Here is a 22,170-nt window from a genome sequence, read left to right on the forward strand (position 1 = left end):
TCCGGCCGCCGCCGGGCTTCGGCATATCGCCATGTCGTTGAAAGGCGTTCCATGAACTGGCTTACCAACTACGTCCGTCCCAAGATCCGCGCGCTCTACGCCCGCAAGGAAGTGCCCGACAACCTCTGGCACAAGTGCCCGAGCTGCGAGTCGATGCTGTTCCACCGCGAGCTGGAAGAGAACCTGCACGTCTGCCAGCATTGCGGCTTCCACATGCGGCTCGACCCGGTCAAGCGGTTGCAGTCGATGTTCGACGACGGCGCCTATGAGGGTGTCGAGCTGCCAAAGTCGGTCGCCGACCCGCTGAAGTTCCGTGACCAGAAGCGCTACACCGACCGCCTGAAGGAAGCCCAGACCAAGACCGGCCGCACAGACGCCATCGTCGTCGGCGAGGGCCGCATCGGCGGCCATGCCGCCGTGGTCGCCGCCTTCGACTTCGGGTTCATGGGCGGATCGATGGGCATCGCCGTCGGCGAAGGGCTGCTGACCGCCGCCCGTCTGGCGGTGGCGAAGCATGCGCCGCTGATCGTCGTCCCGGCCTCGGGCGGCGCGCGCATGCAGGAAGGCATCCTGTCGCTGATGCAGATGCCGCGCACCACCATCGCGGTGGAGATGGTCAAGGAAGCCGGTCTTCCCTACATCGTCGTGCTGACCGATCCGACCACCGGCGGCGTCACCGCCAGCTTCGCCATGCTGGGCGACATCCACATCGCCGAGAAGGGCGCGCAGATCGGCTTCGCCGGCGCCCGCGTGATCGAGAGCACGATCCGCGAGACCCTGCCGGAAGGCTTCCAGCGCTCCGAATATCTGCTGGAACATGGCATGGTCGACATGGTCGTCCATCGGCGTGACCTGCGTCCGACGCTGGTCCGCACCATCGGCCTGCTGATGACCCCGCGCATCGAGGCGGAGGCGGAGGATCTGGACCTGACCGCCGCCCAGGCTGCCGTCCAGGGCATCGGCGGCGAGCCGGCTCAATTGCCCCAGCCGGGCACGCCGACCGCCACGCAGGCGACCGCGGCCCAACCGGTCTCGACGCAGCAGGCGTCGTCGCCGCAGGCGGAACCGGTCCAGGCCGGCGGCGACTGACCGGCAGCACCTCCGCGACCACCCGACCAGAGACGACCATGATCGACGCCCCCACCCCGCTGGCCAATCCGACCGCAAGGCCGGCAGCGACCCGTTCCGACCCGGTGCTGGATCGGTTGAAGGGGCTTCACCCCAAGATCATCGACCTGTCCCTGGACCGGGTGCATCGTCTGCTGGCGGCGCTGGACCATCCGGAGCGCAAGCTGCCGCCGGTGGTCCATGTCGCCGGCACCAACGGCAAGGGATCGACGGTCGCCTTCCTGCGCGCGATGCTGGAGGCGGCCGGCTACCGCGTCCATGTCTACACCTCGCCGCATCTCGTCCGCTTCCACGAGCGCATCCGGCTTGCCGGGCGCCTGATCGACGACGGCCATCTCGCTGCCCTGCTGGAGGAATGCGAGGTCGCCAACGCCGGCAATCCGATCACCTTCTTCGAGGTGACGACGGTCGCCGCCTTCCTCGCCTTCTCCCGCGAACCGGCCGATGTCGTGCTGCTGGAAACCGGTCTGGGCGGGCGGCTGGACGCCACCAATGTGGTTGACAGGCCGGCGGTGACGGCGGTCACCCGCATCTCCTACGACCACCGCCAGTTCCTGGGCGACTCGCTGCTGGAGATCGCCAGCGAGAAGGCCGGCATCTTCAAGCCCGGCGTCCCGGTGGTTTTGGCACCGCAGCCGGAGGCCGACGCGCTGAAGGCATTGAACCTGCGCGCCAACGCCATCGCCGCCCCGATCCAGAGCTGGTCGGTGGAGGACCTGCCGAACGGTTTCCGTTTCGAGAGCGCCAAGCGCCAGATCGACCTGCCGATGCCGGGGCTGGCCGGCGCCCACCAGATCACCAATGCCGGCGTCGCCATCGCCTGTCTCGACCATCTGCCGTTGCCGGTGGATGACGAGGCGGTGCGCCGGGGCCTCGCTGCCGTCGAATGGCCGGCCCGCCTGCAACGCCTGACCCGCGGTCCGCTTGCCGAGGGCTTGCCTGCGGGCTGGGAGCTGTGGCTGGACGGCGGCCACAATGATTCGGCGGGCGAGGTCCTGGCCCGTCAGGCGGTCGACTGGTCGCGCGGCCAGCCGGATAACGGATCGGGGGGCGGTCCCGCCCTACCGTTGCTGCTGATCTACGGCATGCTGTCGAGCAAGGACCCGTTCGAGTTCCTGGGGCCGCTGGCTCCCTTCACCCATTCGCTGCGCGCGGTGGCGATTCCCGGCGAGGAAGCCAGCTTTACGGCCGAGGAATCCTGTGAGACGGCCAAGCTCTGCGGCATCCGCGACCATGCTGCCGCGGACAGTGTGGACGCCGCCCTGGCCGATCTGGTGGCCGGCCGGCGAAGCCCGGCGCGCGTGCTGATCTGCGGCTCGCTCTACCTCGCCGGCACGGTGCTGGCGGGTAACGGGTGACGCTCCCGGCATTTTGGCCCGGAACCACCGGCGGACCATCGGGTCCGCCGGATTTTTGTCTTTCTGGAAACCCGAAAAGAAAAAGCGGGCCAGATGCCGTTCCCGGCAACGCCCGCTAACCGTCTATCAATTCGTCTCGCCCTTCCTTGGAAGGGGGAAATGGTGGAGCCGAGGAGGATCGAACTCCCGACCTACGCATTGCGAACGCGTCGCTCTCCCAGCTGAGCTACGGCCCCACACTCACACCCTGGCGTCTTCGTTGCCCCGGCGTGGCGCGGATATTGTCCATCACGGGGGGTGCTGTCAAGCGCTTGATTCAGAAAAAATGACGTGTGCGTGCGATGACCTGGGATGGGGTGCGGGATGGGGCATAGGACGGCCGATCCGTCGCAGGTCGCCCGGCCGATCGGCGGGCCGCCGTACTGGACAGGTCTTGCCGCTTATGCTTAGGGTGCCCGGAAAAGGCTGGCGCCCGCAGCGCAACGCTCTGCGCGCGGCCGTCGCAAAAACCGCACTGGAGCTGGCCCGGCATGATCGCGTTGTATCTGCTCATCAACACCATCCTGGACCTGTTCTTCTGGGTCCTGATCCTGTCGGCGATCCTCAGCTGGCTGGTCGCCTTCAACGTGGTGAACACGCGCAACCGCGCGGTCTATCTGATCGGCGATTTCCTGTACCGCATCACCGAGCCGGTGCTGCGCCCGATCCGCCGCGTCCTGCCCAACATGGGCGGGCTGGACCTGTCGCCGATCGTCGTGCTGCTGGCGATCTCCTTCATTCAGAACCTGATGGCGCAATACTGGCCGCGCTTCTGACCGTGGCGTCCTCCTCCCCTGTCGAGGCGGTGGCCGACGGCCTGCGCATCGCGCTGCGGGTGACGCCAAAGGCGTCGCGCAACGCGGTCACCGGCACCGCCGAGACGGCCGGAGGGGGACGGGTGCTGAAGCTGGCGGTCACGGCGGTGCCGGAAAACGGCAAAGCCAATGAGGCCGTCATAAAACTGTTGTCGAAGGCATGGAAAGTGCCCAAGACCAGTCTGACCGTGGTGGCTGGCACCACCGACCGGAACAAGATTTTGCATGTGGCGGGCGACCCGGCGGCATTGCTGGCCCGGCTGTCGCCCCTGATCGACGATGTGGGCAGCGAAGGTGGAGAGTAGCATGGCGGACGCGAAGATCATCGACGGCAAGGCCTTTGCGGCCGGCCTGCGTGCGCGGGTGGCGAATGGTGTGGCGGCGCTGAAGGCCAGCCATGGTGTCATCCCCGGTCTGGCCGTCGTGCTGGTGGGCGAGGATCCGGCCAGCCAGGTCTATGTCCGCTCCAAGGAACGGGCCCTGGTCGAACTGGGCATGAACAGCTTCGACCATCACGAGCCGGCCAACATGGCCGAATCCGACCTGCTGGCGCTGATCGACCGGCTGAACGCCGATCCGGCCGTCCACGGCATCCTGGTCCAGTTGCCGCTGCCCAAGCACATTGACACCCAGAAGGTGCTGGCCCGCATCGTCCCGGAGAAGGACGCCGACGGCTTCCATGTCGTCAATGCCGGGCTGCTCGCCACCGGCCAGCCGGGCGCCATCGTGCCCTGCACGCCGCTGGGCAGCCTGCTGCTGATCCGCGACACGCTGGGCCGCGACCTGAAGGGCAAGCGCGCCCTGGTGCTCGGCCGCTCCAACATCGTCGGCAAGCCGATGGCGCAGCTTCTGTTGCAGGCCGACTGCACGGTGACGATGGCCCATTCCCGCACCGTCGATCTTGCCGGCGAATGCCGCCGTGCCGACATCCTGGTGGCGGCGGTCGGCCGGCCGGAGATGGTGCGCGGCGACTGGATCAAGCCGGGAGCCACGGTGATCGATGTCGGCATCAACCGCGTCGCCGCGGCCGAACTCGGCAAGACCCGTCTGGTCGGCGACGTCGCCTTCGACGAGGCGGTGAAGGTCGCCGGCGCCATCACGCCGGTCCCCGGCGGCGTCGGCCCGATGACCATCGCGTGCCTGATGCTGAACACGCTGGCTGCTGCCTGTCGCGCCGCCGGCGCGCCGGTGCCTGAAGAGGCCGCCCTTTGATCACCGTCCACGCCCGCGCCGAGGATGGACGGGTGGTGCGCCAGCCGCTGGAACTCGGCGAGGAGTTGCCGGGCGGGGCGGTCTGGATCGATCTTCTGCGCCCGACCGAGGCCGAGCGCGCCCATGTCGGCACGCTGACCGGCTGCGATCTGCCGACGCGCGAGGAGATGAAGGAGATCGAGGCCTCCAGCCAGCTCTATGTCGAGGGAGAGGGGATCTACATGACCTCTCCCATCATCTCGCGCGCCACCTCGCCCCACCCTGAGCAGGGCGAGCTGACCTTCGTGCTGACCCCGCGCCACCTGATCACGCTGCGCTATACCGAACCGCTGCCGGTCATCACCTTCGCCGCCCGCTGCGTCCGCCAGCCGGAACTGCTGGCGACCGGGGAGAGCGCTCTGTTCGGCCTGCTCGACGCGGTGATTGACCGGGTCGCCGACGTGCTGGAGCTGGTCGGCGGCCGCATCGACGAGCTGTCGGCCCGCGTCTTCGACGATTCGCTGGACGGCGGCGGCTTCGGCAAGGCGGCCAAGAAACCCGACGAGTTGCAGGACGTGCTGCGCGGCATCGGCCGCGCCGGCGACCTGACCCACAAGGTGCGCGACAGTCTGGCCGGTCTCGACCGGCTGGTGGTGTTCATGACCTCGGTCAGCGGCGGCCGGCTGAACAAGGACCAGAAGACCGCGCTGAAGACGATGACGCGCGACCTGCGGTCCCTGACCGAACATGCCGGCTTCCTGGCGCACGAGGCGAATTTCCTGCTCGACGCCACGCTGGGCCTGATCAACATCGAACAGAACGCCATCATCAAGATCTTCTCGGTCGTCTCGGTGGCGCTGATGCCGCCGACGCTGATCGCGTCGGCCTATGGCATGAATTTCAAGCATATGCCGGAACTCGACTGGGAGTTCGGCTATCCCATGGCCATCCTGCTGATGGTGCTGTCGGCGGTGGTCCCCCTCTGGTACTTCCGCCGGCGCGGCTGGCTCTGAAGGAAGGAAATCCCGCCGATGACGACCATCCTGCCCGACGCCGCCCTCGACGCGCTTCTGGCGCAGGATGTTCCCTACGGCGACCTGACAACCGATGCGCTCGGGATCGCCGCGCATCCGGCGCGGATGAGCTTCACCGCCCGCGGCGCCATGGTGCTGGCGGGGACGGAGGAGGCGGCGCGGCTGGTGGAGAAGGCCGGCGGCCGGGTTCTGCGTTTCGAGCCCAGCGGCACGGAAGTCGGGGCCGGAACGGTTTTCCTGGAGGCGGACGGCCCGGCCGGGGCGCTGCACCGAGCCTGGAAGGTGGCGCAAACGCTGGTCGAATACGCCTCCGGCATCGCCACCCGCGCCCGGCGCATCGTCGATGCGGCCCCTGGTGTCACCGTCGCCTGCACCCGCAAGAACTTTCCCGGTGCCAAGGATCTCAGCGTCAAGGCGGTGCGGGCCGGCGGGGCGGTGATGCACCGGCTCGGCCTGTCGGAAACGCTGCTGGTCTTTTCCGAACACCGCGCCTTCCTGACCGAATCTCCGGATGTCTGGATCGCGGAGTTGCGCCGCAAGGCCCCGGAAAAGAAGATCGTGGTTGAGGTCGGATCGGTGGAGGAGGCGGTGGCCTTCGCCCGCGCCGGCACCGACGTGATCCAGCTGGAAAAGCTGCCGCCTGACGCCGCCCGCGCCGTGATCGAGGCGACAAGGCGCCTGACCCCGCCGCCGGTGGTGGCCCCGGCCGGCGGCGTGACCGAGGCGAACGCTGCCGCCTACGCCGCGGCCGGCTGCCGCCTGCTGATCACTTCCGCCCCCTTCTTCGGCCAGCCTGCCGACGTCCAGGTCGTGCTGGGGCCGGCGTAGCGGCGATGCCCGCAGGGGCGCCGCGCAGCCACTGAAATTCCTGATTTCGCGAGCGAAAGCGCTTTCGCAATACCTATGCGTGCGCCACAGTGGCGACGCGGACGGGATGGCGGAGTGGCCGCCATCCCCGCTGCGCACAAGGAGAACAGAGGATGAAGGAAATCCTCCAACTCCTGATCCTAGCGTTGGAGATCGTCAAGAGATTGCTTGATCTCTTCAGCTAGCATCGGGCTGGCGGGCAGGGGGGCGGAATCCCCCTGTCCGCCAAGCCTGATATTGCCCCATCCGTGCCTTTAGTCAACCACCGGTACAGACGGTCATTTACGCCGCCAGCCCGCCGCCCAGCTCGATCCGCACCTCCACCACGCCGGGCTCATCCAGGTTCTCCTTGCGGACGAAACCCAGCGCGCGGCACATGTTCAGCATGTTGGTGTTCTCGCGCAGAACCTCGCCATAGACCTCCTTGATGCCGCGCGAGCGGGCATAGTCGAGGATCTTGTTCATCAGGATATAGCCCAGCCCCTGGCCCTTCATGTCGGACCGCACCATCACCGCATATTCGGCACGGCGGTTGTCGGGGTCGGCGGTGATGCGCACCACACCATACATGATGGTATCGCCGGTCTGCTGGTCGGGACCGACGGCGATCAGCCCCATCTCGCGGTCATAGTCGATCTGGGTCAGACGCGCCGCCGCCTGATGCGACAGCCGCTTCAGCGGGGCGAAGAAGCGCAGGCGCAGGTCTTCCGCCGTCTGGTTCTCCACCAGATGGTGCACCAGCGGCTCGTCCTCCGGCAGGATCGGGCGGACGAAGAACTGGCGGCCGTCCTTGATGGTGATGCGGTCCTCCAGCGACTTGGGATAGGGGCGGATTGCCAGCCGCGCCGCTCCGGCCAGCGCCGGCACGCCGACCTTGATGCGGGCGTCCAGCGCCGTCACGCCGTCCGCGTCGGCCAGCAGCGGGTTGATGTCCATCTCCGCGATCTCGGGGAAATCGACCACCAGCTGGCTGACCTTGTTCAGCGTCAGCGCCACCGTGTCCAGATCGACCGCCGCACGCGAGCGGTAGCCCTGAAGCTGGCGGTGGATGCGGGTGCGGCTCATCTGCTCCGCTGCCAGCTTCATGTTCAGCGGCGGCAGGGCCAGCGCGTAATCCTCCACCACCTCGACGCCGATGCCGCCCTCGCCGAACAGCAGGACCGGACCGAACATCTCGTTCTCGGTCATGCCGACGATAAGCTCATAGGCGTCGGGGCGTACGGCCATCTCCTGGACGGTGAAGCCCTCGATCTTCGCGTCGGGCGCCAGTTCGGCGACGCGGGCCAGCATCGCCTCGGCCTCCGCCTTCACGTCCTCCGGGCTGGTCAGGCCGAGAGCCACGCCGCCGACGTCGGATTTGTGGGTGATGTCGTGCGACAGGATCTTCAGCGCGATCGGCCCGCCGATGACGCGGGCGGCGGCGGCGGCCTCCTCCGGCGTCTCGGCGACGCGGGTGTCGACCACCGGGATGCCGTAGGCGGCGAGCACGCGCTTGGCCTCATACTCGCTCAGCCACTCGCGCTTCTCGGCCATGGCGCGGGAGATCACCTTCTTCACGGTGATCTCGTCGGGCTGGAAATCCTCCGCCACCGACGGCGGGGTCTCCATCAGCAGTTCCTGGCTGCGGCGGTAGCGCACCAGATGCATGAAGGCGCGCACCGCGTCGGACGGGCCGTTGTAGGTTGGGATGCGGCCATCGGCGAACAGCTTGCGGGCCTCCATCGCCGACTGGTCGCCGATCCAGCTGGTCAGCACCGGGTGGCGGCGCGCCTTGTTGGCCTGCACCGTCTCCGCCACCGCCTGGGCGATGGCCTCGCTGTCGGTCAGGGCGGAGGGGCAGTGCAGGACCAGAACCGCGTCGTTGGCGTTGTCCTGCATCAGCGCGTTCAGCGCCTCGGCATAGCGCTTGGGCGTGGCGTCGGCGCCGATGCGCAGCGGGTTGCGGAAGGGGGCGCCGCCGGGCTGCGGACCCAGCGCCTTGCCCAGCGCCTCCTGCGTCTCCGGCGCCAGGGCGGCGAGCCGGCCGCCGGCCCGGATCAGCTTGTCGGTGGCCATCACCCCCATGCCGCCGCCGTTGGTCAGGATGGCCAGCCGGTCGCCGGTGATCGGCACCCCGGTGCCCAGCGTGCCGGCGGCGTCGAACAGCTCTGCCAGATCGTTGACCCGCAGCACGCCGGCCCGGCGGAACACCGCGTCATAGACGGCGTCCGACACCGCCAGCGCCCCGGTGTGGCTGGCCGCGGCCTCCTGCGCCTCGTCCGATCGCCCGGCCTTGATGACGATCACCGGCTTCTGGCGCGAGGCGGACCGGGCGGCCGACATGAATTTGCGGGCGTGCGTGATGCTCTCGATATAGAGCAGGATGGCGCGCACCGTGACGTCGGAAGCGAGATAGTCCAGCAGATCGCCGAAATCGATGTCGCCGCGGTCGCCCAGCGACACCAGATGCGAGAAGCCGATCCCGCGTGACGTCGCCCAGTCGGCGATCGAGGTCAGCACCATCGAGCTTTGCGCCACCAGCGCCACGTCGCCCTTGCGGGGCGCCACCGGCGCGAAGCTGGCGTTCATGCCGCGGCCGGGCACCATGGCGCCCAGGCTGTTCGGTCCCAGCACCCGCATCAGATAGGGCTTGGCCGTGTCCAGCATCGCCTGGGTCTGGTCGGCCGACATGCCCTTGGTCATGACGATGGCGGCCTTGGTCCCGCGCTTGCCCAGCGCGTCGATGGTCGCCGCCACCGTGTCGGGCGCCGTGCAGATGACGCCCAGGTCCGGCGTGATCGGCAGGCTGTCCACCGTCTTGTAGGTCAGCACCCCTTCCACCGCGCGTTCCGTCGGGTTGACCGGCATCACCGGACCGTCGAAGCCGGCCTGGAACAGGTTGCGGGCAACCACCGCCCCCACCGTGCCGGGTTTGCGGCTGGCGCCGATCAGAGCAATGGACGCGGGCTTGAACAGCTTGTCGAGGTTGCGAACGGTCATGACCGGATCCGGGGCTGGGATAGGCGCCGGCCCCAGTGTGCCATGGGCTACCGACGGTTTTGATGACGAACAGCGCAAGCCCGGACTTTCATCCCCGCCATTTGCTGCGACGCAACATTAAGGGCTGGTATGACCATCGGGCAAGAGGCGTTTCGTCGCGCCGCCTCCGGCGGGACGGCGCCCGTTCCGCTTACCGCGAGGTCCGGCGCCAGGCGTCGGCCGACACCGCCAGGGACAGCAGACCCCACAGCACCAGATACTCCACCCCGCCCTTGGCCCAGTACCAGTTGATGCCCTTGGTGGCGAAGATGGCATAGGCGGCCACCGCCATGCAGCCTGCCGACAGCAGAGCCGCCCAGCGGGTAAAGAAGCCGCCAACGAGCGTCACCAGGGCCAGGGATTCGCAGATGATGGCAAGGCCGAGGAACAGCGGTGCCGGCTCCAGCCCGGCCTTGGCGAAGAAGCCCAGCGAGGCGTCGATGCCGGTCAGCTTCTGGTAGACATGCGGGGCATAGAACAGGCCCAGCAGAATGCGCACCATGTTCATCGGCAGCGCTGGTGAGAAGCGGTCGGGCAGAACCGCCGGGCCGATCAGGGCGGCGAGCGGCGATGCGCCATCCGTAGCGTGGGAACCCGTGCTGTTTGCGATTCCAGTGGACATGATCGTTCAATCCTTAAAATTCTAGTGAATTCTGCCTGTTTGGCTGGAAAACCGCTGAACGAGAATGCTGGCTGACAGGCAAGGGTGACGCGAGTTCGCGACACGGATGACCATTATTTGAGTTCTTTTATTTCCATCATTGATCCAGCACAATTCACCGTGAAACGGGTTCGGGGAGGACTGCATGAAGGTCGGAATCGTCGGGGCGGGGTTCGTCGGCAGCACCGCCGCCTTCGCCATGGTGACCACCGGCGCGGCGAGCGAGGTCGTGCTGGTCGACATGAACGAGGCGTTGGCCCAGGCCCAAGCGCAGGACATCGCCCATGCGGTGCCCTTCACACACGCCGTCACCGTCCGCGCCGGCTCCTACGCCGCGCTGGAGGGGGCGGGGGTGGTCGTGCTGTCGGCCGGCGTCGCCCAGAAGCCGGGTGAAACGAGGCTGGAACTACTGGAGCGCAACGCCAAGGTGTTCGGCGCCATCATTCCGGAGGTGCTGAAGGCCGCCCCCGACGCCGTGCTGCTGGTCGCCAGCAACCCGGTCGACGTGATGACGCAGATCGCCACCCGCATCAGCGGCCTGCCGCGCAACCGGGTCATCGGCTCCGGCACGGTGCTGGACACCGCGCGTTTCCGCGCCTTGCTGGCCGAGCAGCTGGCGGTGACGCCGCGCTCCGTCCACGCCCATGTCGTCGGCGAGCATGGCGACTCGGAGGTGCTGCTGTGGTCGAGCGCCACCGTCGCCGGCTTGTCCGTCGAGCAGGCTGCCGCCCAGCTCCGCCGCAGCCTGACGGCGGAGGACCGCGCCGCCATCGACGAGGGGGTGCGCCGTGCCGCCTACCGCATCATCAACGGCAAGGGCCACACCGCCTTCGGCATCGGCGGCGGTCTGGCCCGGCTGGTGGCGGCCATCGGCGCCGACGAACGGCTGGTGGCGACCTGTGCCATGCTGACCGATGATGTCTGCGGCGTGCCGCAGGTGGTGCTGTCACTGCCGCGCGTCATCGGCGCCGGTGGCGTGGTGGACACCGTCCTGCCCAACCTGTCGGCGGAGGAGGAAACCGCCCTGCGCCGCAGCGCCGAAATCCTGAAAGAGGCCGCCAACGGCGTCGAGCGCCGGATGGGCTGGACCAGTTGACGCTACCCCACCTGTTGCGCTGACACGTGTTCTCGCAGGCCCGCCGCCAACCCGTCGAAGACGGCGCGGCAGCGGGGGGTGGTGCGCAGATCCTCGTGCATGGCGACCCACATGCCCATCGGCATGTCGAAGGCGTCGGCCAGCAGCCGGACCAGATCGGGGTTCCGCCGCGCCAGCGGGACCTGGCAGATGCCGATGCCGAAGCCGGCCTCGATGGCCGACAGCTGGGCCAGATGGCTGTCGGACCGCAGGGCGAAGCGGGGCAGGTCGATGGCCGGCGCCCGCCGCATCATGGCACGGATGTCGGGCGTCTCGCGGTCGAAGCCGATCAGGCTGTGGCGGGCGAGGTCGTGCGGACAGTGCGGAACGCCCTGGCGGTCGAGGTAGTCGCGGTGGGCGTACATGCCGAGCGCGATGGTGCCGATCCGCCGGACCAGCAACGCCTGCTGGTCCGGCTCCACCATGCGCACGGCGACATCGGCATCGCGTTGCAGCAGATTGTCGACGCCGTTGGACAGCACCAGCTCGACCTCCAGAGCCGGATGGCGCTGCCGCAGCTGGGCCAGGATCGCCGGCAGGATGCGGGCGCCCACCACCTCGCTGGCGGTGACCCGCACGGTGCCGCGCACTTCGCTTCCCCAGCCTGACGCCGTGCGCCACAGGCTGGCCGCCGCCGTCTCCAGCGCCTCCGCCTGCGGTTTCAGGGACCGCGCCGCGTCGGTGGGATCGAGCCCGCGCGGCGAGCGGATGAACAGGGAGCCGCCGACCGCCTCCTCCAGCGCCGCGATGTGGCGGGCCAGCGTCGGTTGCGTCAACCCGAGTGTGCGCGCCGCCGCCGACAGCGATCCTTCACGGATCACCGCCAGAAAACTGCGGTAGAGATCCCAGCTGGGCGGTGGCGGTGAGTTCATCGATTTCAGTATAACCGCTCGCCGCAGTTCGACAATTCCGTTCATCCCACTCCCGGCCCATCCTTTGCCCATCACCGGCTGCAAGAATGATGGAGGCAAAGATGGGGGGTGCGATGGCAGGGCAGGGAACCGGCGCAGGCAGGATCGCCCTGGTCCTGGGCGCGACCGGCGGGGTCGGCGGCGAGATGGCGCGGGCGCTGGCTGCCCGTGGCTGGACGGTGCGGGGCCTGCGCCGCAAGCCGGCCGAGGCGCCGCGATCGGAGGGCATCGACTGGATCGTCGGCGATGCGATGAACGCCGCCGATGTGAGGGCGGCGGCCGAGGGGGCGGCGCTGATCGTCCATGCGGTGAATCCGCCCGGCTACAAGGACTGGGACCGGTTGGTTCTCCCCATGCTCGACAACAGCATCGCCGCGGCCTGCGCCAACCATGCCCGCATCCTGCTGCCCGGAACCGTCTACAATTATGGCCCCGACGTCTTCCCGCTGATCCCGGAAACGGCGGCGCAGAACCCGACGACCCGCAAGGGCGCCATCCGGGTGGAGATGGAGCGCCGCCTGCATCGGGCGGCCGGTCGGGGGGCGACGCTGCTGACCCTGCGCTGCGGCGACTTCTTCGGTCCGCGTCCCGGTGGCAGCTGGTTCAGCCAGGGGCTACTGACGCCCGGCAAGCCGCCGACCCGGATCAACCAGCCGGGGCGGCCGGGAGTCGGCCATCAATGGGCCTATCTGCCCGACGTGGCGGAAACGGCGATGCGCCTGCTCGACCGCGAGGCGGAACTGGGTGACGACGCGATGTTCCACATGGACGGCCATTGGGATGCCGACGGCGGCGGGATGGTCGCGGCCATCGCCCGCGCGCTTGGGCCTCCCGCACTGCCGGTGCGGCGGATGTCGTGGTGGGCGGTTCGGCTGGGCGGTCTGGCGGTGCCGCTGCTCCGCGAGATCGGCGAGATGCGCTATCTGTGGCAACGGCCGGTGCGGCTGGACAACCGCCGCCTGCTGGCCTTCCTGGGCGAGGAGCCGCACACGCCGTTGGATCTGGCGGTGCGCCGGACGCTTGAAGGGCTGGGCCATCTCCCCGCGAAGGCGGAAGGCCCCGAATCCAATCGGAGTCTATTCGGCGGCCATCGGCATCAGGATCAGGCGTCCGATCAGGTCGGTTTTGGCTGAGGCATGCTGGATGTCGTAGCCGACCGGTTCGCCATCGGCACCATAGTCAACCATCACGTCGGGTTCCACCTCAACCGTCCGTTTGGAGGGCAGCGGACGAACCTCGATATAAAGGCTGTCGGTACCGGGATCGTAGCTGGTTTTCATGACGTGTATTGCTCGTCAGGAAACGCATTGTGAACGGTTACGCCGTCCGACAATAGCACGACGCGGAGAAAGCAGCGGAGCGTTTCCGAATACCCATAAAAACGGATGCGGCCGTCGGGCTGAACGATGCGCGCTTCCGGCCGGGCGATGATGCGCTTGATTTCCAGCGGATCGAGATCGGGACGGCGTGGCAGCACGTCGAAGGCAAAATACCGGGTTCGTCAGAATGGCGGCGGAGGAAGTCGCTCCGGCTCGGGCATGGCATCCCTCAGCCTTCGGGAAAGGAAAACGGCCGGCGTCTGGACGTTGACGCCGGCCGCATCATCGGCGACCGAAAATCGCCGCTACCCTCAGACCACCGGGCCCGGGTTGCCCTTGTTGGCTTCCAGGGCGCGGGCCAGGCCTTCCTCGATCTTCTTGGCGGCCTCTTCGGCGTTGCCCCAGCCGCGGACCTTCACCCACTTGTTCTTTTCGAGATCCTTGTAGTGCTCGAAGAAGTGGGCGATCTGCTCGGTCACGATGGCCGGCAGGTCGGTGTAGTTCTTCACGTCGGTGTAGAACGGGTGCAGCTTGTCGACCGGAACGGCCAGCAGCTTCTCGTCCTCGCCGGCCTCGTCCTCCATGTACAGGACGCCGATCGGACGCGAGCGCAGGACCGCACCCGGAACGACGCCATGCTGGCCGACGACGCAGACGTCCACCGGATCGCCGTCACCCGACAGGGTGTGCGGGATGAAGCCGTAGTTGCAGGGATAGAACATGGCGGTGTGCAGGAAACGGTCGACGAACACGGCGCCCGAGTCCTTGTCGACCTCATACTTCACCGGCTGGCCGCCGATCGGGATCTCGATGACGACGTTCACGTCCCAGGGCACATTCTTGCCCGCGGCGAGCTTGCTCAGATCCATGTATCGCGTTCCTTCGACTGGCGTATTCAGGGCACATTCTTGTTTTGGCGCCGATGCCCGGTCCGGCGCCACGCGGGGCCGGAGTTTAGGCGGAACGCACCCTGAGTCCAAGGAACTTGCGCTGGCTCTTGCGCAGGTGCGGCAAAGCGGCAACCCTGCCGGTCATGCCCCGTCCGATCATCCTTATCCTCACCCTTCTGGCTATGCTGGTGCCCCATCCGGGACTGGCCGGCCAACCGCACCATGGCATCGCCATGCATGGCGATCTGGCATTGCCGCCGGACTTCACCGCTTTTCCCTACGTCAACCCGGCCGCACCGAAGGGCGGGGCGATCCGGCAGGCGGTGACCGGCAGTTTCGACAGCCTGCACCCGCACATCGTCAAGGGCGTGCCTGCGCTGGGGATGGGTTCTGTCTTCGAAACGCTGCTGACGCGGTCGTGGGACGAGCCCTTCTCGCTCTACGGCCTGCTGGCCGACCGGGTGGAGGTGGCGGACGACCGCTCCGCCGTCACCTTCCACATCAACCCGAAGGCGCGCTGGCATGACGGCACCCCGCTGACCGCCGCCGACGTGCTGTTCTCGCTGGAGGCGCAGCGACGGGACGGCACCCCCAACCGCCGCCTGTTCTACGCCAAGGTCACGGCGGCCGAGGCGCCCGATCCGCAGACCATCCGCTTCGCCTTCGCCCCCAACCCGGACGGTACCATCGACCGCGAGATGCCGCTGCTGATGGGGCTGATGCCGATCCATTCCAAGGTCTTCTGGTCCGGCCGTGACTTCAGCCGCACGACGCTGGAGCCGATCCTCGGCAGCGGCCCCTACCGCGTCGCCTCGGTCGATCCCGGCCGCCGCATCGTGTATGAGCGGGTGCGCGACTATTGGGGGCGCGGCCTGCCGGTCCGTGTCGGGCAGTACAACGCCGACAGGCTGGAATTCGACTATTACCGCGACGACTCCGTGGCGTTGGAAGCCTTCAAGGCCGGGCAGGGCGATGTTCGTTACGAAAGCGATCCGGCCAAATGGGCCACCGGTTACGACGGTCCGGCTTTGCGCGACGGCCGCATCGTCCGGGAGGAAGTGCCGAACCACCGCCCCGAACCGGCGCGCGGCCTGATCTTCAACACCCGTCGGCCGCTGTTCGCCGATGTCCGGGTGCGCCGCGCGCTGGGGATGGTGCCGGATTTCGACTGGATCGGCCGCAGCCTGTTCCACGGCCTGCTGACCCGCACCGCCAGCTACTACCCCAACTCCGACCTCGCCGCCCGCGGCCTGCCGGAGGGGGAGGAGTTGACGGCGCTGGAGCCGTTCCGCGACCGCCTGCCGCCGGATCTCTTCATCAGGCCTTTCGCCCTGCCGGATGGCGGTGGCGGCAACGGTCCGGCCGGCTTGCGCGCCAACCGGCGCGACGCCCTTCGCCTGCTGGAGCAGGCTGGCTGGCGGGTGCGTGACGGCCGGTTGACCGACGCCGCCGGAAACCGTTTCGCTTTCGAAATCCTCTTGTCCGATCCGTCCGAGGAGCGGGTGGCGCTGGAGTTCGCCCGCTCGCTGGAGCCGCTGGGGATCGAGGCGCGCGTCCGCACAGTGGACAGCGCCCAGTTCCAGGCACGGCTGGAACGTTTCGATTTCGATATAACCATGCGCTGGTGGGCGTCCACCCTGTCGCCGGGCAACGAGCAGCTCTATTATTACGGATCCGACGCGGCCGGACAGGAGGGCAGCCGCAACCTCGCCGGCATCCGCGACCCGGTGGTCGATACGCTCGCCCGCTCCATTGCTGCCGCGACGACGCGGGCTGCCCTGGTCGGCCGGGTGCGGGCGCTTGACCGGGTGCTGCTGTGGGGGCACTACATGATCCCGCTGTATCACAGCCCGGTCGACCGCATTGCCCATTGGTCGAGCCTGCACCGTCCCGCCGTCACTCCGCTCTATGGACCGATGCTGGAAAGCTGGTGGGTGGAATAGCTCACGGCACAATAGAAACGGCTGGCGGCTCTGCTTGCGCTCTCCCGCGCCGCACCGCATCATCGCGGCAAAGAGAACGTCGATAACGACGAGACGGGGGAGTTTGCCAACCATGTCGACCGCCAAGCCGCGCTTCACCCTGGCTGCCGCCGCAGCCGTGGCGCTCGTCGCCACCTCGCTGACGGCAACGGCCCAGCCGCGTACCGACCTCGTCGTCGGCATGGCGCTGGAGCCGCCGCATCTGGACCCCACCGCCGGTGCGGCCGGGGCCATCAAGGAAGTCACCTACGCCAACCTGTTCGAGCCGCTTCTGCGCGTCGATGCCGACGGCAAGCTGGTGCCCGGACTGGCGGAGCGCTGGAGCGTGTCGGAAGACGGGCTGACCTACCGCTTCACCCTGCGCCCGAACGCGAAGTTCCACGACGGCACCAGCGCCGATTCCGCCGACGTGAAGTTCACGCTCGACCGCGCCCGCGCCGCCGATTCGGTGAACGCGCAGAAGGCCTATTTCGCTCCCATCGCCCAGGTCGAGACGCCGGACCCGCGGACGGCGGTCGTCACCCTGTCGCGTCCCGACGGGCTGTTCCTCTTCCACATGGCGAGCGGCGACGCCGCCATCGTCGCTCCGGAATCGGCGGCGACCAACAAGCAGAAGCCGGTCGGCACCGGTCCCTTCAAGTTCGACCGCTGGGTTGCCGGCGACCGCGTCGTGCTGGTCCGCAACCCCGACTATGACGGGGCGAAGCCCAAGCTCGACCGTGTCACCTTCCGCTTCATCAGCGATCCGGCCGCCCAGGTGGCGGCGCTGAAGGCCGGCGACATCGACGCCTTCACCCTGTTCAGCACCTATGAAGCGCTGCCGGAGTTCCGCAACGACCCGAAATTCACGGTCATGGTCGGCTCGACGGAAGGCGAGACGATCCTGTCGACCAACAACGCCCGCAAGCCCTTCGACGATGTCCGCGTCCGCCGCGCCATGGCCCATGCCATCGACCGCAAGACGTTGATCGACGGCGTGCTCTATGGCAACGGTGTGGCCATCGGCAGCCATTTCCCGCCGCACCGCGAGGGCTATGTCGACCTGACCGGCCTGTATCCCTACGACCCGGCCAAGGCGAAGGCGCTGCTGGCAGAGGCGGGATATCCCAACGGCTTCGATACCACGCTGCGCCTGCCGCCGCCACCCTACGCCCGGCGCGGTGGCGAACTGGTCGCCGCCATGCTGGCGGAGGTCGGCATCCGCGCGAAGATCGAGCCGGTGGAATGGGCGGCCTGGCTGGAAAAGACGTTCAAGGGCAAGGATTACGACCTGACCATGATCGCCCACACCGAGCCGCTGGACATCGACATCTATGCCCGCCCCGACTACTACTTCAATTACAGGAGCGAGCGCTTCAACGCCCTGAACGAGGAGCTGAACCGTACCCAGGACCCGGCCAAGCGCAACGCCCTCTACGGCGAGGAGCAGAAGCTTCTGGCGGAGGATGCGGTCAACGGCTTCCTCTTCATGCTGCCGTCGGTGACGGTGCAGAAGGCCGGCCTGACCGGCATGTGGGTGAACCGGCCGGTCCAGGCCAACGACGTCACCGGCGTCTCGTGGAAGTGAGGCCAAGCAAGTAAGGATAGACCCGCGTGCTTGCGTTCCTGCTGCGACGGCTGGCCAGCCTGATCGTGACCGTCTGGCTGGCCAGCATCGTGGTCTTCGCGGTGTTGCAGCTGGTTCCCGGCGATCCGGCGCTGCTGATGCTGGGCGTCAATGCCCAGCCCGACACGCTGGCCGTCTTGCGCAGCCAGATGGGGCTCGACCAGCCCATCCTTACCCGTTACCTGCAGTGGGCCGCCGGGCTGGCGCGCGGCGATCTCGGCGTCAGCCTGACCTACGCCCGTCCGGTGGCGGAACTGGTGGCGGAGCGGCTGGCGGTGACCCTGCCGCTTGCCCTGCTGTCCCTGGCCCTCAGCACGGTTCTCGCTCTGCCGCTCGGCCTGCTGGCGGCGGCGCGGCGTGGCAGGGGCGGCGACTGGGCGGTGCTGGGCTTCGCGCAGCTCGGCGTGTCGATGCCCAGCTTCTGGATCGCCATCCTGCTGATCCTGCTGTTCTCGCTGACTCTCCATTGGTTCCCGGCCGGCGGCTTTCCGGGTTGGGGCGTCGGCGTCGGTCCTGCCCTGCATGCGCTGCTGCTGCCGGCCCTGGCTTTGGCGATTCCAGAGGCCGCCATCCTCGCCCGGGTGACCCGCACCGCCGTGCTCGACACGCTGGCCGAGGACCACATCCGCACCGCCCGCGCCAAGGGGATGGGGCGCGTCGCCGTCCTGCTGCGCCACGCCCTGCCCAACGCCCTGATCCCGGTGGCGACGGTGCTCGGGCTGCAAATCTCCTTCCTCGTCGCCGGGGCGGTGGTGGTGGAGAATGTCTTCACCCTGCCGGGGCTGGGCCGGCTGCTCTATCAGGCCATCGGCCAGCGCGACCTGATCGTGGTGCAGGGGGTGGTGGTTCTGCTGGCGCTGTTCGTCGTGCTGGTGAACGCCCTGGTCGACATCGCCTGCGCCCTGGCCGACCCTCGGCCGAAAGGGGGGGCGTCGTGAGGCGGAAGCTTCCCCTCTCCCTGTATCTCGGTGCCATGCTGACCCTGCTGCTGGTCGCCATGGCGCTGCTGTCGCTGCTGTGGACGCCCTATCCGGCGGAGCAGGTTCGGGTGATCGCCCGGCTGAAGCCGCCCAGCGCCGCCCATTGGCTCGGCACCGACCATTTCGGGCGCGACGTTCTGTCGATGATCATGGTCGGCGCCCGCAACTCGCTTGCCGTCGGGGCGGCGGCGGTCGGGCTGGGGCTGCTGGGCGGGGTGCCGCTTGGGCTGCTGGCCGCCGGGCTTGGGCGCTGGGGGGACGAGGTGGTGGCGCGGCTTGGCGATCTGGTCTTCGCCTTCCCCGCCGTGCTGACGGCGATCCTGCTGACCGCGGCGTTGGGGGCGGGGGCGGTCAACGTCGTCGTGGCGCTGGCGCTGTTCAATGCTGCCGTGCTGGCCCGCGTCACCCGCGGTGCGGCGCTGGCGGTGTGGCGGCGGCCCTTCGTCGGTGCGGCGCTGGCGCTGGGGCGGGGGCCGTTGTCGGCGACGCTGGTGCATGTGCTGCCCAACATCGCTGGGATCGTGGTGGTGCAGGCCACGGTCCTGTTCGCCGTCGCCATCGTCAACGAGGCGGCGCTGAGCTATCTCGGCCTCGGCATCCAGCCGCCCAACCCCAGTTGGGGCAAGATGTTGGGCGATGCCCAGACCTATCTGTTCACCGCGCCATTGCAGGCGGTGTTTCCGGGGATTGCGATCGCGCTGAGCGTCATGGGGCTGACGATGCTGGGCGACGGGCTGCGCGACTGGCTCGACCCGCGGCACCGGTCGTCAGGGGTGATGTGAGGGGGTGATGTGACCGTTCACCCCGCCTGCCGCGTCCGCTCCGACAGTTCGATCAGGTCCATCAGCTCGTTGCTCTTCCAATAGCGCGACTTGCCGACTTCGGTGCGGGCCGTGGCGACGAGGTCGTCGATGATCGCCTGCTCGTCGGTGCCAAGCTCGCCGCCGCGCTCCATACGGTGCGACAGCAGGCGGGTCATGTTGTGGCTGAAGGTGGGAATCCAGGCGCTGACGCGCTGGCTGAACACGCCGGCGATGGCGTTGATGCGCAGAAGATGCTCCATCCGCTCGTCGAGCGGATCGGTCTCCTCGAACTTCATCGCCTTCTCGACGTTGGCGCGCAGCTCCTCCAGCAGGGTTTCGCGCCACTTCACCAGATCGTAGGTCTCGAAGCCGAAGTCGCGCGACATCGACTGCCAGCGCCACAGCAGCCGGTCCAGCCAGACGATGTCGGCATGGTCGATCACCGGCTGGCGCCGGGCGGCGGCGGCTTGGGCAGAGCGTTCCATCGCCACCGCGGCGACGCGTGACCCGATGATCTTCGCCGCCTGGGTCCAGGCGTTGCGGAAGGCCGGCTCGCTGCGCCGGTCCTCCATCAGCCCGGCCGAGGTGGCGGCGTGGACCAGCTGGTCGAGCCGCTGCATCAGCGCCTCCAGCCGCGTCTTCTCCTTGGCGCTGGGCCGGATGGCCGAGCCGGGCACCCGGTCGTTCAGCTTCAGGATGACGGTCAGTGCCGCGGTCAGCGCGCGGGTGACGCCGATGAAATGGCCGGTCAGCGCCGCGGTCATGGCGTCGCCGCGCCCCGGATCGACGCCGCTTTGCCGGATATAGAGGGCGGCGACCGGATAGTTGCGCTTCACCGACAGGACCGACAGCGGCAGCATCGCGGCCAGATCGTCGCCGCAGCGGTCGCGCAGCGATTCGGTCGCATCCAGCAGCAGGTCGGCCAGCCGGTTCGCCTCCGCCTCGGTGCTGCAACCGGCGGGGAAGTCGTCCAGCCGGTCGGCGACCGGCTTCACCGGCCCTTCGGCGTTGGTCAGGACCAGATGCATCAGCCGCAGCGTGCCGACGTCGATGTGCGGCGTCTTTTCCAGGAAGCCCGACATCAGGCGGGTGCGGCGCGGCCGGTTGCGCGACATGCCGGCCAGCAGCTCGTCCACCGCCTTCTTGTTCGTCAGGACCGTGTCCAGATGCTTCACCGAGGCGACGCGCATCCGCTCCCGCATCACCAGGGCGACGGGGGAGCGCAGGATGCGGTCGATCACGTCGCCGCGCGCCATTTCGTCCAGCGTCTCCTGCGCCTCCACCGCCAGCAGCGGGAAGGCGTCGCGGCTCAGCGCCTCCCACAGGGCGCCGACATCGACCCGTTGCAGCATGCCGGGGATGGCGACGCCGCCGTGGTACAGCACGTCGTCGTCGATCAGGAAGGCTTCGAACAGGTTGGTGAACAGGCGCCGGGCGCGATTGGTGCGCTGGCGGTTCAGATACTCGATGACATATTGGCGGACGAGCTGGACCCGGTCGGTCGGCTCGCTGTCCATGCCTTCGATTTCGCTCAGCAGGCTGTAGACGAGGCTGGCGGGCAGCCGCGCCACCAGGGCGTCGATCTTGTGCCGCAGCTCGTCCTGGGGCAGTTCATCCGGGCGGAGGTCGCCGGTCGGATCATCGGTCATGCGCGGGCCGCCACGCGATGTTGGAAGGCGTCGGGTTGGAAGGCGTCGGCGGGCGCAGACGCTTTGCCGCGCGTCATTTAGGACGCAAACGGTAAATTTTTATGTAATGAACCGGGGCGCGGCTCCCCGTCGGGATGGCGGAGGCCGCGTTCCGGTTGGCCGTTCAGCCGTTCCGCTGCTTGGCGATCGGCTGCGAGAACTGCAGCTCGATGTCCCAGGGGAAGTGGATCCAGGTGTCCTGGCTGACTTCGGTGATGAAGGTGTCGACCAGCGGACGGCCGGCCGGCTTGGCGTAGACGGTGGCGAAATGCGCCTTCGGCAGCATCTTGCGCACGATTTCCGCGGTCTTGCCGGTGTCCACCAGATCGTCGATGATCAGCCAGCCCTCGCCGTCGCCGGCCTTGGCACCCTCGACACCCTTGAGAATCGTCGCATTGCGCTGCTGCTGGTGGTCGTAGCTGGAGACGCAGACGGTGTCGATCATGCGGATCTCAAGCTCGCGCGCGATGATCGCCGCGGGAACCATGCCGCCGCGCGTGATCGCGATGATGCCCTTCCACGGGCCGCGGTCGATCAGGCGCCAGGCCAGCGCCTTGGCATTGCGGTGGAGCTCTTCCCAGGATACCGGGAAATGCTTGTTGAAGGGGGCTTCGGCCACGGTACTGACTCTCCAAAAACAGCAAGTGGACTGTATAACCCAGCCGCCGCCGGCCGGCAATCGGGCGCCTTTTGGCGCTCCGGACCGGTGGTCACGACGCCGCCGAAAATTCGTGAAAAAAGCGCT

At 68.1% G+C, this 22,170-nt stretch carries 21 protein-coding genes and 1 tRNA gene; 13 read left to right on the top strand and 9 right to left on the bottom strand.

The features are described 5' to 3' along the window. The first annotated feature begins 51 nt into the window (after positions 1 to 51). Together accD and E6C72_RS05160 are read left to right on the top strand one after the other, a co-directional pair. Positions 52 to 1,089: an acetyl-CoA carboxylase, carboxyltransferase subunit beta gene (accD, locus tag E6C72_RS05155; RefSeq protein ID WP_109442963.1), complete on the top strand. Its 1,038-nt coding sequence runs from the start codon at positions 52 to 54 to the stop codon at positions 1,087 to 1,089. Positions 1,090 to 1,127: 38 nt separating this feature from the next. After that, on the top strand, positions 1,128 to 2,486 hold the full coding sequence (locus E6C72_RS05160; RefSeq protein ID WP_109442943.1) for a folylpolyglutamate synthase/dihydrofolate synthase family protein: 1,359 nt from the start codon (positions 1,128 to 1,130) through the stop codon (positions 2,484 to 2,486). Positions 2,487 to 2,646: 160 nt separating this feature from the next. Here the strand turns inward: E6C72_RS05160 and E6C72_RS05165 are convergent. Next, positions 2,647 to 2,722 (bottom strand) — tRNA-Ala (locus tag E6C72_RS05165). A 294-nt stretch (positions 2,723 to 3,016) separates the two neighbouring features. On the opposite strand from E6C72_RS05165, the gene E6C72_RS05170 reads away from it, so the two are divergent. The 5 genes from E6C72_RS05170 to modD are packed head-to-tail and all read left to right on the top strand — an operon-like array spanning position 3,017 to position 6,393. Continuing rightward, on the top strand, positions 3,017 to 3,301 hold the full coding sequence (locus tag E6C72_RS05170) for a YggT family protein (RefSeq protein WP_085087243.1): 285 nt from the start codon (positions 3,017 to 3,019) through the stop codon (positions 3,299 to 3,301). A 29-nt stretch (positions 3,302 to 3,330) separates the two neighbouring features. After that, positions 3,331 to 3,645 (top strand): DUF167 family protein, encoded by a 315-nt coding sequence (locus E6C72_RS05175; protein WP_158280209.1) that lies wholly within the window; start codon positions 3,331 to 3,333, stop codon positions 3,643 to 3,645. Position 3,646: 1 nt separating this feature from the next. Next, positions 3,647 to 4,552, top strand: a complete 906-nt coding sequence (gene folD, locus E6C72_RS05180; RefSeq protein ID WP_109442944.1) for a bifunctional methylenetetrahydrofolate dehydrogenase/methenyltetrahydrofolate cyclohydrolase FolD — start codon at positions 3,647 to 3,649, stop codon at positions 4,550 to 4,552. After that, positions 4,549 to 5,544: a magnesium transporter CorA family protein gene (locus E6C72_RS05185; protein WP_109442945.1), complete on the top strand. Its 996-nt coding sequence runs from the start codon at positions 4,549 to 4,551 to the stop codon at positions 5,542 to 5,544. Before folD ends, E6C72_RS05185 begins: the two co-directional genes overlap by 4 nt. A gap of 18 nt (positions 5,545 to 5,562) precedes the next feature. Then, positions 5,563 to 6,393 (top strand): ModD protein, encoded by an 831-nt coding sequence (gene modD, locus E6C72_RS05190; RefSeq protein ID WP_109442946.1) that lies wholly within the window; start codon positions 5,563 to 5,565, stop codon positions 6,391 to 6,393. A 321-nt stretch (positions 6,394 to 6,714) separates the two neighbouring features. On the opposite strand, the gene E6C72_RS05195 is transcribed toward modD, so the two are convergent. Next, a complete protein-coding gene (locus tag E6C72_RS05195) occupies positions 6,715 to 9,411 on the bottom strand; it encodes a bifunctional acetate--CoA ligase family protein/GNAT family N-acetyltransferase (RefSeq protein ID WP_109442947.1) in 2,697 nt (898 codons plus the stop codon). Between the two features lie 190 nt (positions 9,412 to 9,601). Next, the gene (locus E6C72_RS05200) at positions 9,602 to 10,072 is read right to left on the bottom strand and encodes a DoxX family protein (protein ID WP_109442948.1); all 471 of its coding nucleotides are present in this window, start codon (positions 10,070 to 10,072) and stop codon (positions 9,602 to 9,604) included. A gap of 184 nt (positions 10,073 to 10,256) precedes the next feature. On the opposite strand from E6C72_RS05200, the gene E6C72_RS05205 reads away from it, so the two are divergent. Continuing rightward, positions 10,257 to 11,207 (top strand): L-lactate dehydrogenase, encoded by a 951-nt coding sequence (locus E6C72_RS05205; protein ID WP_109442949.1) that lies wholly within the window; start codon positions 10,257 to 10,259, stop codon positions 11,205 to 11,207. A 2-nt stretch (positions 11,208 to 11,209) separates the two neighbouring features. Here the strand turns inward: E6C72_RS05205 and E6C72_RS05210 are convergent, their stop codons facing one another. Beyond that, the gene (locus E6C72_RS05210) at positions 11,210 to 12,118 is read right to left on the bottom strand and encodes a LysR family transcriptional regulator (protein WP_109442965.1); all 909 of its coding nucleotides are present in this window, start codon (positions 12,116 to 12,118) and stop codon (positions 11,210 to 11,212) included. 113 nt (positions 12,119 to 12,231) lie between these two features. On the opposite strand from E6C72_RS05210, the gene E6C72_RS05215 reads away from it, so the two are divergent. Further along, positions 12,232 to 13,290, top strand: a complete 1,059-nt coding sequence (locus E6C72_RS05215) for an NAD(P)H-binding protein (RefSeq protein WP_109442950.1) — start codon at positions 12,232 to 12,234, stop codon at positions 13,288 to 13,290. Here the strand turns inward: E6C72_RS05215 and E6C72_RS05220 are convergent. From E6C72_RS05220 to ppa, 3 genes are all read right to left on the bottom strand, one after another. After that, entirely contained in the window at positions 13,234 to 13,437 is a 204-nt protein-coding gene (locus tag E6C72_RS05220) for a DUF2283 domain-containing protein (RefSeq protein ID WP_085087258.1), read from the bottom strand. The genes E6C72_RS05215 and E6C72_RS05220 overlap by 57 nt on opposite strands. Continuing rightward, positions 13,434 to 13,634: a hypothetical protein gene (locus E6C72_RS05225; RefSeq protein WP_109442951.1), complete on the bottom strand. Its 201-nt coding sequence runs from the start codon at positions 13,632 to 13,634 to the stop codon at positions 13,434 to 13,436. Before E6C72_RS05225 ends, E6C72_RS05220 begins: the two co-directional genes overlap by 4 nt. Before the next feature lie 153 nt (positions 13,635 to 13,787). Continuing rightward, positions 13,788 to 14,345, bottom strand: a complete 558-nt coding sequence (gene ppa / locus E6C72_RS05230) for an inorganic diphosphatase (protein ID WP_012975242.1) — start codon at positions 14,343 to 14,345, stop codon at positions 13,788 to 13,790. Between the two features lie 164 nt (positions 14,346 to 14,509). Here ppa and E6C72_RS05235 point away from each other — a divergent pair, with 164 nt between their 5' ends. From E6C72_RS05235 to E6C72_RS05250, 4 genes are all read left to right on the top strand, one after another. Then, positions 14,510 to 16,309, top strand: coding sequence for an extracellular solute-binding protein (locus tag E6C72_RS05235; RefSeq protein WP_109442952.1), 1,800 nt, complete (start codon positions 14,510 to 14,512; stop codon positions 16,307 to 16,309). Between the two features lie 112 nt (positions 16,310 to 16,421). Further along, on the top strand, positions 16,422 to 17,915 hold the full coding sequence (locus E6C72_RS05240; protein WP_109442953.1) for an ABC transporter substrate-binding protein: 1,494 nt from the start codon (positions 16,422 to 16,424) through the stop codon (positions 17,913 to 17,915). A gap of 26 nt (positions 17,916 to 17,941) precedes the next feature. Next, the gene (locus E6C72_RS05245; protein WP_109442954.1) at positions 17,942 to 18,892 is read left to right on the top strand and encodes an ABC transporter permease; all 951 of its coding nucleotides are present in this window, start codon (positions 17,942 to 17,944) and stop codon (positions 18,890 to 18,892) included. Further along, positions 18,889 to 19,716 (top strand): ABC transporter permease, encoded by an 828-nt coding sequence (locus E6C72_RS05250; RefSeq protein WP_109442955.1) that lies wholly within the window; start codon positions 18,889 to 18,891, stop codon positions 19,714 to 19,716. The genes E6C72_RS05245 and E6C72_RS05250 overlap by 4 nt, the downstream gene beginning before the upstream one ends. 17 nt (positions 19,717 to 19,733) lie before the next feature. On the opposite strand, the gene E6C72_RS05255 is transcribed toward E6C72_RS05250, so the two are convergent. Then, positions 19,734 to 21,386, bottom strand: a complete 1,653-nt coding sequence (locus tag E6C72_RS05255; RefSeq protein WP_109442956.1) for a hypothetical protein — start codon at positions 21,384 to 21,386, stop codon at positions 19,734 to 19,736. A 163-nt stretch (positions 21,387 to 21,549) separates the two neighbouring features. After that, positions 21,550 to 22,044: a xanthine phosphoribosyltransferase gene (gene gpt, locus E6C72_RS05260; RefSeq protein WP_012975236.1), complete on the bottom strand. Its 495-nt coding sequence runs from the start codon at positions 22,042 to 22,044 to the stop codon at positions 21,550 to 21,552. Between the last annotated feature and the right edge of the window lie 126 nt (positions 22,045 to 22,170).

The sequence above is a fragment of the Azospirillum sp. TSH100 genome, assembly GCF_004923295.1.
Lineage (GTDB): Bacteria > Pseudomonadota > Alphaproteobacteria > Azospirillales > Azospirillaceae > Azospirillum.

Bases quoted from the DNA above. Each gene is read 5' to 3' on its own strand.
- E6C72_RS05240 (WP_109442953.1), top strand. From the start codon at position 16,422: ATGTCGACCGCCAAGCCGCGCTTCACCCTGGCTGCCGCCGCAGCCGTG.
- accD (WP_109442963.1), top strand. From the start codon at position 52: ATGAACTGGCTTACCAACTACGTCCGTCCCAAGATCCGCGCGCTCTAC.
- ppa (WP_012975242.1), bottom strand. From the start codon at position 14,345: ATGGATCTGAGCAAGCTCGCCGCGGGCAAGAATGTGCCCTGGGACGTG.
- E6C72_RS05215 (WP_109442950.1), top strand. From the start codon at position 12,232: ATGGCAGGGCAGGGAACCGGCGCAGGCAGGATCGCCCTGGTCCTGGGC.
- E6C72_RS05210 (WP_109442965.1), bottom strand. From the start codon at position 12,118: ATGAACTCACCGCCACCGCCCAGCTGGGATCTCTACCGCAGTTTTCTG.
- E6C72_RS05160 (WP_109442943.1), top strand. From the start codon at position 1,128: ATGATCGACGCCCCCACCCCGCTGGCCAATCCGACCGCAAGGCCGGCA.
- E6C72_RS05200 (WP_109442948.1), bottom strand. From the start codon at position 10,072: ATGTCCACTGGAATCGCAAACAGCACGGGTTCCCACGCTACGGATGGC.
- folD (WP_109442944.1), top strand. From the start codon at position 3,647: ATGGCGGACGCGAAGATCATCGACGGCAAGGCCTTTGCGGCCGGCCTG.
- E6C72_RS05220 (WP_085087258.1), bottom strand. From the start codon at position 13,437: ATGAAAACCAGCTACGATCCCGGTACCGACAGCCTTTATATCGAGGTT.
- E6C72_RS05205 (WP_109442949.1), top strand. From the start codon at position 10,257: ATGAAGGTCGGAATCGTCGGGGCGGGGTTCGTCGGCAGCACCGCCGCC.
- E6C72_RS05255 (WP_109442956.1), bottom strand. From the start codon at position 21,386: ATGACCGATGATCCGACCGGCGACCTCCGCCCGGATGAACTGCCCCAG.
- modD (WP_109442946.1), top strand. From the start codon at position 5,563: ATGACGACCATCCTGCCCGACGCCGCCCTCGACGCGCTTCTGGCGCAG.
- E6C72_RS05195 (WP_109442947.1), bottom strand. From the start codon at position 9,411: ATGACCGTTCGCAACCTCGACAAGCTGTTCAAGCCCGCGTCCATTGCT.
- E6C72_RS05170 (WP_085087243.1), top strand. From the start codon at position 3,017: ATGATCGCGTTGTATCTGCTCATCAACACCATCCTGGACCTGTTCTTC.
- E6C72_RS05235 (WP_109442952.1), top strand. From the start codon at position 14,510: ATGCCCCGTCCGATCATCCTTATCCTCACCCTTCTGGCTATGCTGGTG.